The 12,987-nt window shown below is 71.3% G+C and carries 16 protein-coding genes; 13 read left to right on the forward strand and 3 right to left on the reverse strand.

Features of this window, described 5'->3' with window-relative positions:
• Window positions 1-2: 2 nt before the first annotated feature.
• From EDF27_RS15830 to EDF27_RS15850, 6 genes are all read left to right on the forward strand, one after another.
• On the forward strand, window positions 3-434 hold the full coding sequence (locus EDF27_RS15830; RefSeq protein WP_132049889.1) for a flagellar hook capping FlgD N-terminal domain-containing protein: 432 nt from the start codon (window positions 3-5) through the stop codon (window positions 432-434).
• Window positions 435-531: 97 nt separating this feature from the next.
• The gene (locus EDF27_RS15835; protein WP_123703784.1) at window positions 532-1,707 is read left to right on the forward strand and encodes a flagellar hook protein FlgE; all 1,176 of its coding nucleotides are present in this window, start codon (window positions 532-534) and stop codon (window positions 1,705-1,707) included.
• Between the two features lie 166 nt (window positions 1,708-1,873).
• Window positions 1,874-2,005, forward strand: coding sequence for a hypothetical protein (locus tag EDF27_RS20285; RefSeq protein WP_279433195.1), 132 nt, complete (start codon window positions 1,874-1,876; stop codon window positions 2,003-2,005).
• Window positions 2,006-2,302: 297 nt separating this feature from the next.
• The gene (locus tag EDF27_RS15840) at window positions 2,303-3,055 is read left to right on the forward strand and encodes a family 16 glycosylhydrolase (RefSeq protein WP_132049891.1); all 753 of its coding nucleotides are present in this window, start codon (window positions 2,303-2,305) and stop codon (window positions 3,053-3,055) included.
• A gap of 73 nt (window positions 3,056-3,128) precedes the next feature.
• Window positions 3,129-3,710, forward strand: a complete 582-nt coding sequence (locus EDF27_RS15845; RefSeq protein WP_132049893.1) for a dihydrofolate reductase family protein — start codon at window positions 3,129-3,131, stop codon at window positions 3,708-3,710.
• A gap of 10 nt (window positions 3,711-3,720) precedes the next feature.
• Window positions 3,721-4,029, forward strand: a complete 309-nt coding sequence (locus tag EDF27_RS15850) for a hypothetical protein (protein ID WP_243698387.1) — start codon at window positions 3,721-3,723, stop codon at window positions 4,027-4,029.
• 30 nt (window positions 4,030-4,059) lie between these two features.
• Here EDF27_RS15850 and EDF27_RS15855 read toward each other — a convergent pair whose 3' ends face one another.
• Window positions 4,060-4,698, reverse strand: a complete 639-nt coding sequence (locus tag EDF27_RS15855) for a hypothetical protein (RefSeq protein WP_243698388.1) — start codon at window positions 4,696-4,698, stop codon at window positions 4,060-4,062.
• A 117-nt stretch (window positions 4,699-4,815) separates the two neighbouring features.
• Between EDF27_RS15855 and EDF27_RS15860 the strand changes: the two genes are divergently transcribed.
• From EDF27_RS15860 to EDF27_RS15885, 6 genes are all read left to right on the forward strand, one after another.
• Window positions 4,816-5,124, forward strand: a complete 309-nt coding sequence (locus tag EDF27_RS15860) for a helix-turn-helix domain-containing protein (RefSeq protein WP_165931535.1) — start codon at window positions 4,816-4,818, stop codon at window positions 5,122-5,124.
• A gap of 18 nt (window positions 5,125-5,142) precedes the next feature.
• A complete protein-coding gene (locus EDF27_RS15865; RefSeq protein ID WP_132049897.1) occupies window positions 5,143-5,643 on the forward strand; it encodes a hypothetical protein in 501 nt (166 codons plus the stop codon).
• Between the two features lie 66 nt (window positions 5,644-5,709).
• On the forward strand, window positions 5,710-6,504 hold the full coding sequence (locus EDF27_RS15870; RefSeq protein ID WP_132049899.1) for an oxidoreductase: 795 nt from the start codon (window positions 5,710-5,712) through the stop codon (window positions 6,502-6,504).
• Window positions 6,505-6,550: 46 nt separating this feature from the next.
• The gene (locus EDF27_RS15875) at window positions 6,551-7,378 is read left to right on the forward strand and encodes an alpha/beta hydrolase (RefSeq protein WP_132049901.1); all 828 of its coding nucleotides are present in this window, start codon (window positions 6,551-6,553) and stop codon (window positions 7,376-7,378) included.
• A gap of 18 nt (window positions 7,379-7,396) precedes the next feature.
• The gene (locus EDF27_RS15880; protein WP_207909652.1) at window positions 7,397-8,851 is read left to right on the forward strand and encodes a DHA2 family efflux MFS transporter permease subunit; all 1,455 of its coding nucleotides are present in this window, start codon (window positions 7,397-7,399) and stop codon (window positions 8,849-8,851) included.
• Between the two features lie 63 nt (window positions 8,852-8,914).
• Complete coding sequence (locus EDF27_RS15885; RefSeq protein ID WP_132049903.1) at window positions 8,915-9,379, forward strand: DUF1801 domain-containing protein; 465 nt, start codon at window positions 8,915-8,917, stop codon at window positions 9,377-9,379.
• Window positions 9,380-9,491: 112 nt separating this feature from the next.
• Here EDF27_RS15885 and EDF27_RS15890 read toward each other — a convergent pair whose 3' ends face one another.
• Window positions 9,492-9,908 carry a nuclear transport factor 2 family protein gene (locus EDF27_RS15890; RefSeq protein WP_132049905.1) on the reverse strand — a complete coding sequence of 139 codons (417 nt, stop codon included), beginning with the start codon at window positions 9,906-9,908 and terminating at the stop codon, window positions 9,492-9,494.
• 122 nt (window positions 9,909-10,030) lie between these two features.
• On the opposite strand from EDF27_RS15890, the gene EDF27_RS15895 reads away from it, so the two are divergent.
• On the forward strand, window positions 10,031-11,401 hold the full coding sequence (locus EDF27_RS15895) for a DUF1254 domain-containing protein (protein WP_132049907.1): 1,371 nt from the start codon (window positions 10,031-10,033) through the stop codon (window positions 11,399-11,401).
• 66 nt (window positions 11,402-11,467) lie between these two features.
• Here EDF27_RS15895 and EDF27_RS15900 read toward each other — a convergent pair whose 3' ends face one another.
• On the reverse strand, window positions 11,468-12,922 hold the full coding sequence (locus EDF27_RS15900; RefSeq protein ID WP_279433196.1) for an MFS transporter: 1,455 nt from the start codon (window positions 12,920-12,922) through the stop codon (window positions 11,468-11,470).
• Between the last annotated feature and the right edge of the window lie 65 nt (window positions 12,923-12,987).

Consider the following 12,987-nt stretch of genomic DNA (forward strand, 5'->3'; position numbering starts at 1 on the left):
CCATGCCCATCGACGGGATCACCGGCTCCGTGGACCAGGCCGCGCAGGCCGCCGCCCTCGCCGCGAACAGCACCGCGCAGAAGTCCCAGACCATGGACTCCGAGGTGTTCATGAAGCTGCTCGTCACGCAGCTGCAGAACCAGGATCCGTCGTCGCCGATGGACACCAACCAGATGATCAGCCAGCAGACGCAGCTCGCGATGATGGAGCAGATCACCAACCAGACCACGACGGGGAACGAGAACTTCTCGCTGCAGATGCGCATCGCTGCGGCGAACCTCGTCGGCAAGCAGGTCAGCTACACGGACGCCACCACGGGGACCTCGGTCACCGGGACCGCGACGGCCGTGTCCTACGCGCAGAGCGTGCCGACCGTGACCGTGAACGGGAAGGAGGTCGATCTCGACGTGATCTCCGGTATCAAGACCGCCTGACACCCCTCGTTCTTCCTTCCCCGTTCTGACCTCCTCGTCCTGACTTCTTCGTCCTGACGTCTTCGTCCTGACTTCCTCGTTCTGAAAGGAACACGTCATGCTCCGCTCGCTCTACTCCGGGATCTCCGGCCTCCGTTCCCACCAGGAGATGCTCGACGTCACCGGCAACAACATCGCCAACGTCAACACCGTCGGCTTCAAGGCGTCCTCGACCGTCTTCCAGGACACCCTGTCGCAGATGACCCAGGGCGCCGGCGGACCGCAGACCGGCGTCGGCGGCACCAACCCGGCCCAGATCGGCCTCGGCGTCCAGGTCGCCGGCGTCTCCACGAACTTCGCCCAGGGCTCGGCCCAGGCCACCGGCAAGGCGACCGACCTGATGATCTCCGGCGACGGCTTCTTCGTCACCCGCCTCGGCAACGACACCGTCTACACGCGTGCCGGTGCGTTCGACTTCGACGCGGACGGCCGCCTGGTCAGCTCCGACGGCAAGATCGTCCAGGGCTACCCGGCGACGAACGGCGTCGTCAACGACGGTGGCCAGCTCACCGACATCGTGCTGCCGCTCGACGCCGCCGCACCGGCCGTGAAGACCTCCGCCGCCGCCGTGACGGGCAACCTGCCGTCGGAGACCGCCGTCGGCGACACGATCACCCGCGACGCCACCGTCTACGACGCGAACGGCGCCAAGCACACGCTGTCCCTCGCCTACACGCGCACCGCCGACGGCTGGAACGTCGAGGCCAAGGACGGGCAGGGCACCACCGCCACCTCGTCGATCTCGTTCGGCACCGACGGGGCGATCGCCTCCGGCGGCACCGTCGCGGTCGGCGGCATCACCGTCGACATGTCCGAGCTCACCGGGTTCGCCGCGCTGAACACCTCGTCCATCGCGTCGCAGAACGGGCACGAGGCCGGGTCGCTCCAGGGCTACTCGATCTCGAAGGACGGCACCGTCGTCGGGACCTTCTCCAACGGGGCGTCGCTCGCCATCGGGCGGATCGCCCTCGCGACGTTCGCCAACCCGGCGGGGCTCGAGAAGACCGGGGCCTCCGGCTACCGTGCCACGGGCAACTCGGGCCAGGCGTCGATCGGTGCGCCGGGGTCGGCGGGGGTCGGGCAGCTGGCGTCCGGGACGCTCGAGATGTCGAACGTCGACCTGTCGCAGGAGTTCACGAACCTGATCGTGGCGCAGCGCGGGTTCCAGGCGAACGCGCGCATCATCACCACGTCCGACGAGGTGCTGCAGGAGCTCACGAACCTGAAGCGGTAGGGCGGGCGGCGCCGGCGCGCTGGCGCGCTTGTGTGGCTCGGCTTCGCACAACCGGGAACAGTCCGCACCACGGGAGTCCGTGGTGCGGACTGTTCTCCGTTGTGCGACGGGAATGTCTCGTCTCCGCCGGACGTCGTACTCGTCACCACATGCGAAGGAGCAACCGATGAGCCACGAACTCGACCGGACCACGACGACCCTCGACGACCGCGACTGCTGGCCGGCGCCGCGCGCCCTGCACGACGAGCCGAAGCCGCACTTCGGGCGGTACCTCGGGCTCATCAACGCGCAGGACTGAGGCGGCGTCTCGCCCGCTCGGCGGCCGCGCGGCCGGGGGGACCCGCAGCCCAGCCCGGCGGCACCCGCTCGGCGGCATCTCGCACAACCGGAAGCAGTCCGCACCACGGAAGTCCGTGGTGCGGGCTGCTTTTGGTTGTGCGGCGTACCGGGCAGTGCGCACTACCAGCACGCGGCGGCCGAGGTCAACCGTCTGCGCAAGTTGTCTATTACACCTATGATCTCGGGGCAGCCGAGATCCGGCTGGGCGCCCCAGGGAACGGGCGCCACCAGTCACGACAGGGAGTGACAGCTCATCATGCGCAACGGCACCAAGAAGCGGGCGACACTCGCCGCCGCCGTCCTCAGCACCGCGCTCGTCGCGGTCTCGCTGGGTTCGGGCACCGCTGCCTACGCGGGGGTCACCGCCCCGGTCGGCAACGTCGGGAAGTTCAAGCAGTCGTTCGTCGAGAACTTCAGCACCACCGCAGCCGCGAACGGCGCGTTCGCGAAGACCTACAAGAACTCGTGGCAGCCCTACCCGGACGCCGGGCAGTACTCCTCGGGCTCGCAGATCAGCTCGCACGACGGCCTCATGGACGTCAAGCTCGACGGGGCGAACGGCGCAGCCGGGACCTTCGGGACGCCGACCGGCGCCTGGAGCCACGTCGGCGGCAAGTTCACCGTCCGCGCCAAAGCGACCGGCGGCGACGGGAACGGCGCGGCGTTCATGCTGTGGCCGTCCTCGAACACCTGGTCGGACGGGGAGATCGACTTCCCCGAGGGCAACTTCGAGGCGACGCCGATGGCGTTCCAGCACTCGATGACCCCTGGTCAGGAGGCGAACTCCACCATGATCTCCTCCGGCGTGAACTGGCGTGCCTGGCACACCTACTCCGTCGAGTGGATCCCGGGCAAGTCGATGACCTACTCGGTCGACGGCAAGGTGATCCGGACGACCACCACGGACGTGCCGACCACCGCACACCGCTACATGTTCCAGGTCGGGAACTGGGGCGCCTCCGGGCACCTGTTCGTCGACTGGGTCAGCACGTACGACTACGTGGGCTGATCAGCGCTCGTCGCACTGAACGGAGGCCCCCGGGATCATTGATCACGGGGGCCTCCGGGCATACCGTGTGCCCATGGCAGACCTCGTCCTGAAGATGTCGATCTCGATCGACGGGTTCGTCGCCGCGGCGCGACCCGACTCGGACTGGATGTTCCGGGGGAGCACTCCGGACTCCGCGGCCTGGGTCCGGGACGTCCTCGCGGGAGCCGGGACGCACGTCGTCGGGCGCCGGCTGTTCGAGACGTGGATCGGCCTCTGGCCCACGTCGGAGAGTCCGATGGCGGCACCGATCAACGATGCGCCGAAGGTCGTCGTCACCCGGCAGGCCGACTTCGACCTCGCCGGGCTGAGCGCCGGGATCTCGCCGTCGAGCGGGCCGGCGAGCTGGGCGGAGACCCGTGTGGTGACCGAGCTCGGCGAGATCGAACGGCTCAAGGCCGAACCGGGGGACTACCTCCTCGCGCAGGGCGGGGTGTCGTTCGCGCGGTCGCTCATCGCGGCAGGCCTCGTCGACGAGTACCGTTTCGCCGTGCTGCCCGTCGTGCTCGGGAGCGGGGAGGCGCTGTTCGCGGGGCTGCCGGGCGAGCTCGACCTGCAGCTCGTCAGCTCCACCGTGTTCGCGGGTGGTGCGATGGGGAACGTGTACCGGCCGTAGGCTCTCCCGGGTGGAAGCACCGTTGCCCTCCGGTACGACGCGCCGACGCGTCGAACTCCGGCTCGTCCGCCCGTTCCTGACGTGGTTCGCCCGCCCGACCGTGACGATCGACGGTGTCGGGCACCCGGCGCAGTGGGGTGACGGCACCTGGGCCGTGCCCGACGCCGGCGGCACCGTCATCGGCGTGTACCTCTACAACCGCCTCTGGCGGTTCGGCACCGCGACGGTCGTGGTCCCCGCGGACGGGGCCGCGGACGCCTTCGAGTACCGGGGTGGGCTCCTGCCGGTCGGTCCCGGACGGCTCCGCGTTCGCCGGTAGTGGGGTGCCGGCGCCGTCAGGGGACGGTGCTCACGTCGCCCGTGCGAAGGACCGGAGCGCCTCCGCGTAGTCGTCCGTGGCGTCACGGGTCTCCGCAGTGACGAGGAGCGCGTGGTCGCCGATGCGCCGGGTGAACCGGCCACGGCACGGGATGACGACGACGTTCCGGAGACCTGCTCGCCACGCCGGTACCAGGGCTTCGAGCGCGTCCCGCTCCGGCTCGCGGCGCAGCCTCGACGGCGCCGTCTGCTCCTCGAAGCGTGCGGTCGTCCACGCGTCGTACGCGCTCGTGAAGGCGTCGTCCCCGAACGCATCCCGCCAGGAGGGGCCGAACAGCCCCGCGAGCAGCGCCTGCCGTTCGGGAGAACCGGGCGGCGTGCTGTCGAGCCGGTCGAACACGCGCGGGTCGCGCTCCTCGGCGACGTGCGTGAGGCAGGCGCGCCACATGTCCGGCCAGGCAGCGGACCAGGAACGGCGGTCGGTCGCATCCGCCGGCGGTTCGACTCCGGGGGTCGCGACGAGCCATGGGGGCAGGTCGTCACCCTCGACGTCCAGATCCCGTGCCTCCCGGATCCAGAGCAGCTCGAACAGCGAGTGCGAGCTGTCCTCGATGGTGATGACCATGTCGTGCGGCCAGGGGTCCCCGGGCATCGGTGTCGACGAGATCAACGTCTCCCCCCTCATCGTCCTCGTTCAGGGAACCACGGGAAGGAGGGCCTGACAAGGCGTTCACTCGTCGTGCCTCGAGCCATGGCGCTGGTGGGCTCCCGATGGCTAGCATTCGGCATGGCCACGCAGAGCCCGTTGGGTGCGTACCTCCGAGCACGTCGCAGCCTCACCGCGCCCGCCGACGTCGGGATCACGGTCGACGGTCAGGTGCGCCGGGTGGTCGGGCTGCGCCGGGAAGAAGTCGCCATCCTGGCCGGCATCAGCACGGAGTACTACCTCCGGCTCGAGCAGGGGCGGGAGGCGCGACCGTCGGACCAGGTCCTCGACGCCCTGGCCAGAGCGCTCCTGCTGAACGACGCCGCCCAGGCGTACCTCCACGAACTCGCGCGTCCGGCGAAGACCACGGCGACGGACGCCGCGCGTTGAGACGACGTCGACGAGGACGTGCGCTGGCTGATCGAGTCGTGGCCCCGCACCGCCGCGGTGGTCCACAACCGGTACCTCGACGTCCTCGCGACGAACCGGCTCGCGCCGGCGCTCAACCCCAACTACCGGATCGGCGTGAACAACCTCATCTCGCTGTTGACGGACCACGGCGAACGCGCCCTCCACGAGGGGTGGGAGGCGCTCTGCGCGCGGACGACCGCGCTCGTCCGGTCGATGTTCGGGCAGCGGCTCGGCGATGCCCGCCTCACCGCCCTCGTGGCGGAGCTCTCCGCGCGCAACACGCACTTCCGGGATGCGTGGCAGCGCAACGACGTGTCGACGTCGTCCAGCGGTGAGCACGTGCTGCGCCATCCGCAGGCCGGGCGTCTCGTCCTGCACTACGCACGGCTCCCGCTCCCCGGGACGGACGGTCAGAGCATCTGGCTGTACCAGGCAGAACCCGGGACGCCCAGCGCTCTGGCGCTCGAGACCCTGGCGCTCGCGGCACCGGTCGTGTGATCCCGTGCGCTTCCCTGGTAGGAGCGGGGACAGGCAGCGCCGCCCGGATCGCCCTACGGTCACGTGATGGACCTCCACCTCACCGGCAAGGTCGCCGTCGTCACCGGGGCGAGCAAGGGCATCGGTCTCGCGATCACCGAGGCGCTCGTCGCCGAGGGAGCACGGGTCGTCGCGGGTGCCCGCAGCATCACCGACGAGCTCGTCGCACTCTCCGACTCCGGGCAGGTGCTCGCGGTCCCGGTCGACCTCTCCACCCCGGACGGCCCCGCTGAACTCGTCGCTCGCGCAGCGCACTTCGGCGGTCTCGACGTCCTCGTCAACAACGTCGGAGCCGTCACGCCCCGGACGGACGGGTTCCTCGCGGTCAGCGACGAGGACTGGTCGCGCACCCTCAACCTGAGCCTGCTCGCACCCGTGCGCACCACCCGAGCCGCCATCCCCCTGCTGCTCGAGCGCGGCGGCGGCAACGTCGTCACGATCGCCTCGGTGAACGCGTTCCTGCCGGACCCCGGTGTCATCGACTACTCGGCGACGAAGGCCGCCGTCTGGAACCTCTCGAAGTCCCTCTCCAAGGAGTACGGACCGCAGGGCATCCGGTTCAACACGATCAGCCCCGGACCGGTGTCGACGCCGCTGTGGCTCGGCGACGGCGGCGTCGCGGCAACCGTGGCCGCGGCGATGGGCGTGACGCCCGAGGAGGCGCGGGAACGGATCATCGCGGAGGGCGGCGGGTTCTCGACCGGTCGCTTCACCGAGCCGGCCGAGGTCGCCGACCTCGTCCTCCTCCTCGCCAGCGATCGTGCCGGCAACGTGACCGGCGCCGACTTCCTCATCGACGGCGGACTGACCAAGGACCTGTGACCGCCCCGCGGACGTCGCCGGGCGCACCACCCACGAAGGAGCAACCATGTCGAAGACCCCGGTCGTGTTCATCCACGGCCTCTGGATCCACGCATCTGCCTGGCAACCGTGGATCGACCTGTTCGCCGAACACGAGTACGACGCGATCGCGCCGGGGTGGCCCGGCGACTCGGACACCGTCGCCGAGACGCGCGAGGATCCCGACCGGCTCGACGACGTCGGGATCGAACAGATCTGCCGGCACTACGCCGAGATCATCGACACCCTGGACACGAAACCCATCGTGATCGGGCACTCGTTCGGCGGTCTCATCGCCCAGGAGCTCCTCGCGAACGGGTTCGCCGTCGCCGGGGTGGCCATCGATCCGGCACCGATCAAGGGCGTCAAGATCCTGCCCTTCTCGCAGCTCCGGTCGGGCTTCCCCGCGCTCGGGAACCCGAAGAACAAGCACCGCACCGTCGCGCTGACCGCGAAGCAGTTCCGCTACGCCTTCGGGAACGCCATCAGCGAGGAGGAGTCCGACGCGCTGCACGCCGCGTGGGCGATCCCCGGGCCGGGTCGGCCGCTGTTCGAGGACGCGGCCGCGAACTTCTCACGCAACTCCCCGGCGACGGTCGACACCCACACCGCAGGGCGTGGGCCGCTGCTGCTGACGTCCGGAACCGAGGACCACACCGTCCCCGAGTCGGTCACGCGCGCCGTCGTCCGCCTCTACGGTGACAACCCCGACGTGGTCACCGAGTACCGGGAGTTCGAAGGCCGGGGGCATTCGCTGACGATCGACAGCGGCTGGCGCACGGTCGCCGACGCGACGCTCGACTGGCTGGCGGCGCAACGGCTCGAGGGTGCCGACGACCAGGTGACCGCGCAGTAGTCGCGCGGACGGTGCCGCGTGCCCAGCCAGCGGACGATCCTCGCCGTCGCGATCCTCGCCTCCTTCGTCGCCTTCCTCGACGGCTCGATCGTCAACGTCGCACTGCCCGCCATCGCCGACGAGCTCGGCGGCCGGGTCGGCACCCAGCAGTGGGTCCTGGACGCGTACCTCCTCGCGCTCGGTGCCCTGATCCTCCTCACCGGGTCGCTCGCGGACGCGTTCGGCAAACTGCGCGTCCTGCGGACCGGGCTCGTCGTCTTCGGCCTCGCGTCCGTCGCCTGCGCGCTCGTCCCGACCGCTGGGCTGCTCATCGCCGCCCGAGCCGCGCAGGGGATCGGGGCGGCGTTGCTCGTGCCGAGCTCGTTGGCGCTGATCACGGCGGCCTTCCCCGGCGACTCGCGGGGACGGGCGATCGGGACCTGGACGGCGTGGACGAGCACCGCGTTCGTCGTCGGACCGCTCCTCGGCGGCGCGCTCGTCGACCTCGTGGGGTGGCGATCCGTCTTCGCCATCAACGTGATCCCGATCGTGGTGACGCTGGCGCTCCTCGGCCGGTCGAGCGATCCGGAGCGCACCGACCGACGCCCGAGGATCGACGTGCTCGGCGCCGCCCTGGTCGCAGTGGGTCTCGCCGCTCTGGCGTTCGGTCTCATCGAGCAGCAGGGCGCCGGCTGGGGGAGCCCGGTCGTGGTGGTGTCCCTGGCGATCGGGGTCGTCGCACTCACGGCCTTCCTCGGGTGGGAGCGCCGCGCCCCGGAGCCGTTGCTGCCGATGGCGCTGTTCCGGATCCGGGACTTCCGGTTCGGCAACCTCGCGACCACCGGCATCTACGCGGGGGTGTCGCTCGGACTCCTCGTCGTCGTGCTCTTCCTGCAGGAGGTGGCGGGCTGGCCCGCCACCCTCGCGGGGCTGGCCACGTTGCCGATCGCGGTCGCGTCGCTGCTCCTCGCGCGGTTCGCCGGTGTGCTCGCCGGGCGCTTCGGGTCACGGGTGTTCGTGACCGCCGGGTGCGGGATCAGTGCGTGCGGGTTCCTGCTGATGCTGAGCGCCCGCCCGCCGGTCGACTTCCTCTGGCAGCTCCTGCCGGGGCTGCTCGTCTACGGCGTGGGCCTGGCGGTGACGGTCGCGCCGCTCACGACGGCGGTGCTCGCCGCGGTGCCGGCCGAGCGGGCCGGTGTCGCTTCCGCGGTCAACAACGCGGTCGCCCGTGTCGCCGGTCTCGTCGCCATCGCGTTCCTCAGCACGATCACCGGGCCGGCGATCGACACGGCCGGGTTCCACCGGACGCTCGTCGTGACCGCGTGTCTGTTCGCGGCGGCGGCCGTCGTCGCCGCGCTCGGGCTCAGCCGGCACGCGTCGGCGGCTCCCGGGGCGGGAGCGCCGGCGGCGGTCCCGGCGGACGCGACGGCGAACTGCAACGACCGCGCCGTCCCCGCCGGGCTGCACGTGCCGAGCACCCGAGCGCGCCCGTGACGGTACGGTCGGCGGTGTCGGCGGCCCCGACCCGTTCGGTGCCCGTGAGTGAGGTGGTGCACGATGCCAGACGACCGTGACGACCGTGACGACCCGGAGCGTGTGACACCGCTGCCCGAGGCGATGACCGGACGCGCGAGCCCGGCGAAGGCCGCGGAGGGGGACGAGCCCGTCTTCGCCTACCTCGCCTCGCTCCCGCAGCCGCAGCGCGGGATCGCCGAGGCAGTGGACGCGCTGGCGGCCGCCACACTGCCCGAGCTGCACCGCGCGGTGAAGTGGGGCATGGCGTACTACGGCGTCGGCGAGGGCTGGTGCTTCAGCTGCGGTGGCTTCGCCGGGGACGTCAAGGTGATGTTCATCAACGGGGCGACCCTGCTCGACCCGGTGCCGCCGATCACCCCGATCGGGATGGGCAAGGCGACGCGGGGCGTGGAACTGCGGACCGCCGACGAGCTCGACCCCGAGCAGGTCGCCGCGTGGATGCGTCAGGTCACCGCCGTCCCGGGCATCGGCGGCAAGCGACGCTAGCGGCCCAGCCCGCCCAGCCCGCCCAGCCCGCCCAGCCGGCGCAGCCCGCCCAGCCGGCGCAGCCCGCCCAGCCGGCGCAGCCCGCCCAGCCCGCCCAGCCCGCCCAGCCCGCTCAGTCGGGCAACCGCTCGGCGAGCCCCGCACGCTCCGGCGCCGCCGGGAACGGATCCGCGAAGTACTGCGTCTCGTGCACGACCAGGTCGCCGACGAACTCCATGATCGACACGGTCCGCGTCGGCACCGCGTCGTAGGTGATGACGCACTCGCTGACCCAGAGCGGGCCGCTGCCCACGATCCGGCGGACCGCGAAGTGCCGCTCGGCCGGGTGTCCACCGCGCTGTGCCGCGATCCGCTCGCGTCCGCGGAACCGCTCGCCGGACTGCGGGTAGTCGAGGACCGCCTCGTCGGCGTACATCGCGTGCTCCGCGGTGACGTCACCGCGCTCCGACGCGCGCCAGTGCTCCTCCACGATCGCCCGGCGGTCGGGCGCACCGTGGAGGTCCGTGCCGACGACGTCGTCGAGGTCCATGTGCACAACCTAGGACGGGGCGGGCTCGATCACCAGAGCGGGGCGGCAGCGGCGCGAAGACGGCTCCAGGTCACCCCTTCCGGGTGGGGCAGACGGCCGCGGAACGCAGTGGGATGCTCGTCATGAGCGACGCAGTGACGACCAGCGGCATCGATCGATCCCTCCTGACCAAGGCGTACCTGTACGGCTTCCCCCTGGTGTTCAACCTGGAACAGGTGCGGCGCTACGTCCGGACCGGGATCGGCGCGGTCCCGGCGGCACCGTGGAACACGTTCGGGCATGCCCGCACGCTCGCCGGTCCCGCCGACACCTTCGTCACCATCAACAACGACACCCTGTACTCGATGGCGCAGATCGACCTCAGCGTCGGGCCGGTCCGTCTGCGTGTGCCGGACACCGCCGGTCGCTACTACGTGCTGCAGTTCGTGTCGGCGTGGACGGACAACTTCGCCTACGTCGGACACCGGGCGACGGGGACCGCCGCGGGGGAGTTCCTGCTCGTCCCACCGGGCTGGAGCGGTGACGCTGCAGATGCGTCCACGGCCGATGCCGACCTCGCCGCGACGACCGTGATCCACTTCCCGACCACTGTCGCGTCCATCGTCGGGCGCTGGGCGGTCGCCGACGGTGACGACCTCAGCACCGTGCACGCGCTGCAGGACGCCACGACGCTGACACCGGTGGCCCCGGCTGCCGTTCCGGTCGGACTCGCCGAACCGGACGCCGGCGTCCCCGATGCGGTGGCGTTCCTCGAGGAGCTGCGCGTCTGGTCGCAGCAGTTCCCTCCCGCAGCGCGCGACCACGAGTTGCAGCGCTCGTTCGGCCCTGCCGGCATCACCGCGCCCTCGAGTCCCTACCTCGACCTGCCGGAGGCGACGACCGAGTCGCTCGCCGACGGGATCGCTGCCGGACACGCGGCGCTGGAACACGCACTGTCGTCGGGAGCGAGCCCGCAGGTCAACGGGTGGAAGCTCACCCTGCACGCCTTCGACTACAACCTGGACTTCTTCGAGGTCGGTGCCCTCGACGACGAACGGTTCGAGATCGCCGACCCGGAGCTCCGGATCGTCGAGCGAGCCGCGGCCGCGCTCGGTGGCCTGTGGGGGAACCACGCCTACGAGGCGGCGTACATCATGACGTACGTGGACGACCACGACGAACAGCTCACCGGCAGTCGGACCTACGCACTCCGCCTCGACCCCACGCCGCCGGTCGGTGCGTTCTGGTCGCTGACGATGTACTCGGTCCCCGACTACTTCCTCGTCGCCAACCCGATCGACCGGTACTCGGTCGGCGACCGCACACCGGGGCTGGTGCGGGACGAGGACGGCGCGCTGACGATCACGATCAGCCACGAGCCACCCGCCGACCCGAACGCGAACTGGCTGCCGAGCCCGGCGGGGGACTTCCGTCCGATCCTCCGGATGTACGAACCGGACGACGCGGTCCTCGACGGGGAGTGGACTGCGCCGCCGATCGTCCGGCGGACCTGACCCCGGCGGACCTGACCCCGGCAGATCTGACCCCGGCGGACCTGAACCCGCCGGCCCGGCCCGGCGTCAGGCGGTCGCCGAAGACCGACGCGTGCGGGCGCACACCATGCCGACCCCCACGAGCGCCGCAGCGATCACCGTCAGCACCACGCCGGCGACGGTGATCCCGCCCTCGAACGTCGCGAGCCGCTCCGGCGTCCACGACGTCGTCGCGATGCTCCCGGACACCAGCGCCGCGAGGATCGTGCCGATCGCCGCGATGCCGACCCCGTTCGCGATCTCGCTCGCGGTGTCGACCAGTGCGGCCCCGACGGACGTCCGGTTCGCCGGCAGCCCCTGGATCACGTTGTTCCCGGCCACCACGCCGACCACCCGCATCCCGGCGGCGACGAGCACGATCGCGACGACGATCCACCCGTACCCGGCGCGGCCGCCGACGGCGAAGACCGCGAGTCCGGCGACCACGGCGCCGGCGCTCATCCACGCGGCCCGCCCCAGTCCGACCCGCTGGACGAACGGCCCGACGAACCGCCCGCTCGCGAGCAGCACGACGACCTGCGGCAGCATCGCGAGCGCGGCCAGGGACGGCGCCCACCCCCACGCGAACTGCAGCTGCAGCGTGACCATGTAGGACAGTCCGGACACGGCCAGCCCGGCGGCGGCCTTGTAGGCGAGTCCGCTCGCGACGAGCGGGCGGGTGAGCAGCGTCAGGTCCAGGAGCGGCTGGGCCGCGGTCCGCTCGCGGAGCACGAAGGCGACGGCGGCGAGCAGGGTCACGGCCACACCGGTCCAACCCGGCCAGGAGGCTGGGCTCGCCTCGACGAAGAGGGTCGGGGTCACGAGTGCCCCGACCAGGGCCGTGGTCCCGATCACCGCGCCGGCCACGTCGATCCGGTCGGGATGGAGGTCCTCGGCCCGGTCGGCGGGGACGCCGAGCCGGATCCCGACGAACGCGAAGAGGGCGATCGGCACGTTCACGAGGAGGAGCGCCTGCCACGGGGCGACCGCCAGCGCGAACCCGCCGGCGGTCGGGCCGATCGCGAGGCCGACGAGCCCCGCGGTGGAGATCACGGTGAGCGCGCGGATGCGGAGCGACTCGACGTCGAAGAGCCGGAACGCCAGGGCCATCGACCCGGGCGTCGTCATCGCCGCGGCGATGCCCATCACGACCCGGACGGCGATGAGCTCACCGGTGGTCGTGACGAGGGCGGTCGCGAGGCTCGCGAGCCCGAGCAGGACGAGCCCGACGAGCATCACGCGCCGACGGCCGAACCGGTCGGCGACCGCGCCGAAGAGGAGCATCAGGGCGCCGAACACGACCGAGTACGAGCCGGTGACCCACTGCAGTGCGGTGGTCGACGCGTGCAGGTCACGGCCGATCGTCGGCAGCGCGACGTTGAGCACCGAGTTGTCGAGCATCTCGAACAGGAAGACGGCGGACAGCCCGGTGAGGGCGACCCAGGCGTCCTGGAGCCGAGGGGCGGTGGGGGTACCGGTGGAGACCGGGGTACGGGTGGACACGTGCACTCCTTCGATGAAGAAGTGGCGACTCGTCCGAGACCGCGTGTACTTGCCCTGCCGGCGAA

It is taken from the genome of Curtobacterium sp. PhB136 (genome assembly GCF_004346855.1).
GTDB lineage: Bacteria > Actinomycetota > Actinomycetes > Actinomycetales > Microbacteriaceae > Curtobacterium.

Excerpts from the sequence above, each read along its gene's own strand:
- EDF27_RS15890 (WP_132049905.1), bottom strand. The coding sequence starts at position 9,908 with ATGGACCTCGACGACGTCGTCGGCACGGACCTCCACGGTGCGCCCGAC.
- EDF27_RS15860 (WP_165931535.1), top strand. The coding sequence starts at position 4,816 with ATGGCCACGCAGAGCCCGTTGGGTGCGTACCTCCGAGCACGTCGCAGC.
- EDF27_RS15830 (WP_132049889.1), top strand. The coding sequence starts at position 3 with ATGCCCATCGACGGGATCACCGGCTCCGTGGACCAGGCCGCGCAGGCC.
- EDF27_RS15870 (WP_132049899.1), top strand. The coding sequence starts at position 5,710 with ATGGACCTCCACCTCACCGGCAAGGTCGCCGTCGTCACCGGGGCGAGC.
- EDF27_RS15885 (WP_132049903.1), top strand. The coding sequence starts at position 8,915 with ATGCCAGACGACCGTGACGACCGTGACGACCCGGAGCGTGTGACACCG.
- EDF27_RS15835 (WP_123703784.1), top strand. The coding sequence starts at position 532 with ATGCTCCGCTCGCTCTACTCCGGGATCTCCGGCCTCCGTTCCCACCAG.
- EDF27_RS15895 (WP_132049907.1), top strand. The coding sequence starts at position 10,031 with ATGAGCGACGCAGTGACGACCAGCGGCATCGATCGATCCCTCCTGACC.
- EDF27_RS20285 (WP_279433195.1), top strand. The coding sequence starts at position 1,874 with ATGAGCCACGAACTCGACCGGACCACGACGACCCTCGACGACCGCGAC.
- EDF27_RS15845 (WP_132049893.1), top strand. The coding sequence starts at position 3,129 with ATGGCAGACCTCGTCCTGAAGATGTCGATCTCGATCGACGGGTTCGTC.
- EDF27_RS15840 (WP_132049891.1), top strand. The coding sequence starts at position 2,303 with ATGCGCAACGGCACCAAGAAGCGGGCGACACTCGCCGCCGCCGTCCTC.
- EDF27_RS15875 (WP_132049901.1), top strand. The coding sequence starts at position 6,551 with ATGTCGAAGACCCCGGTCGTGTTCATCCACGGCCTCTGGATCCACGCA.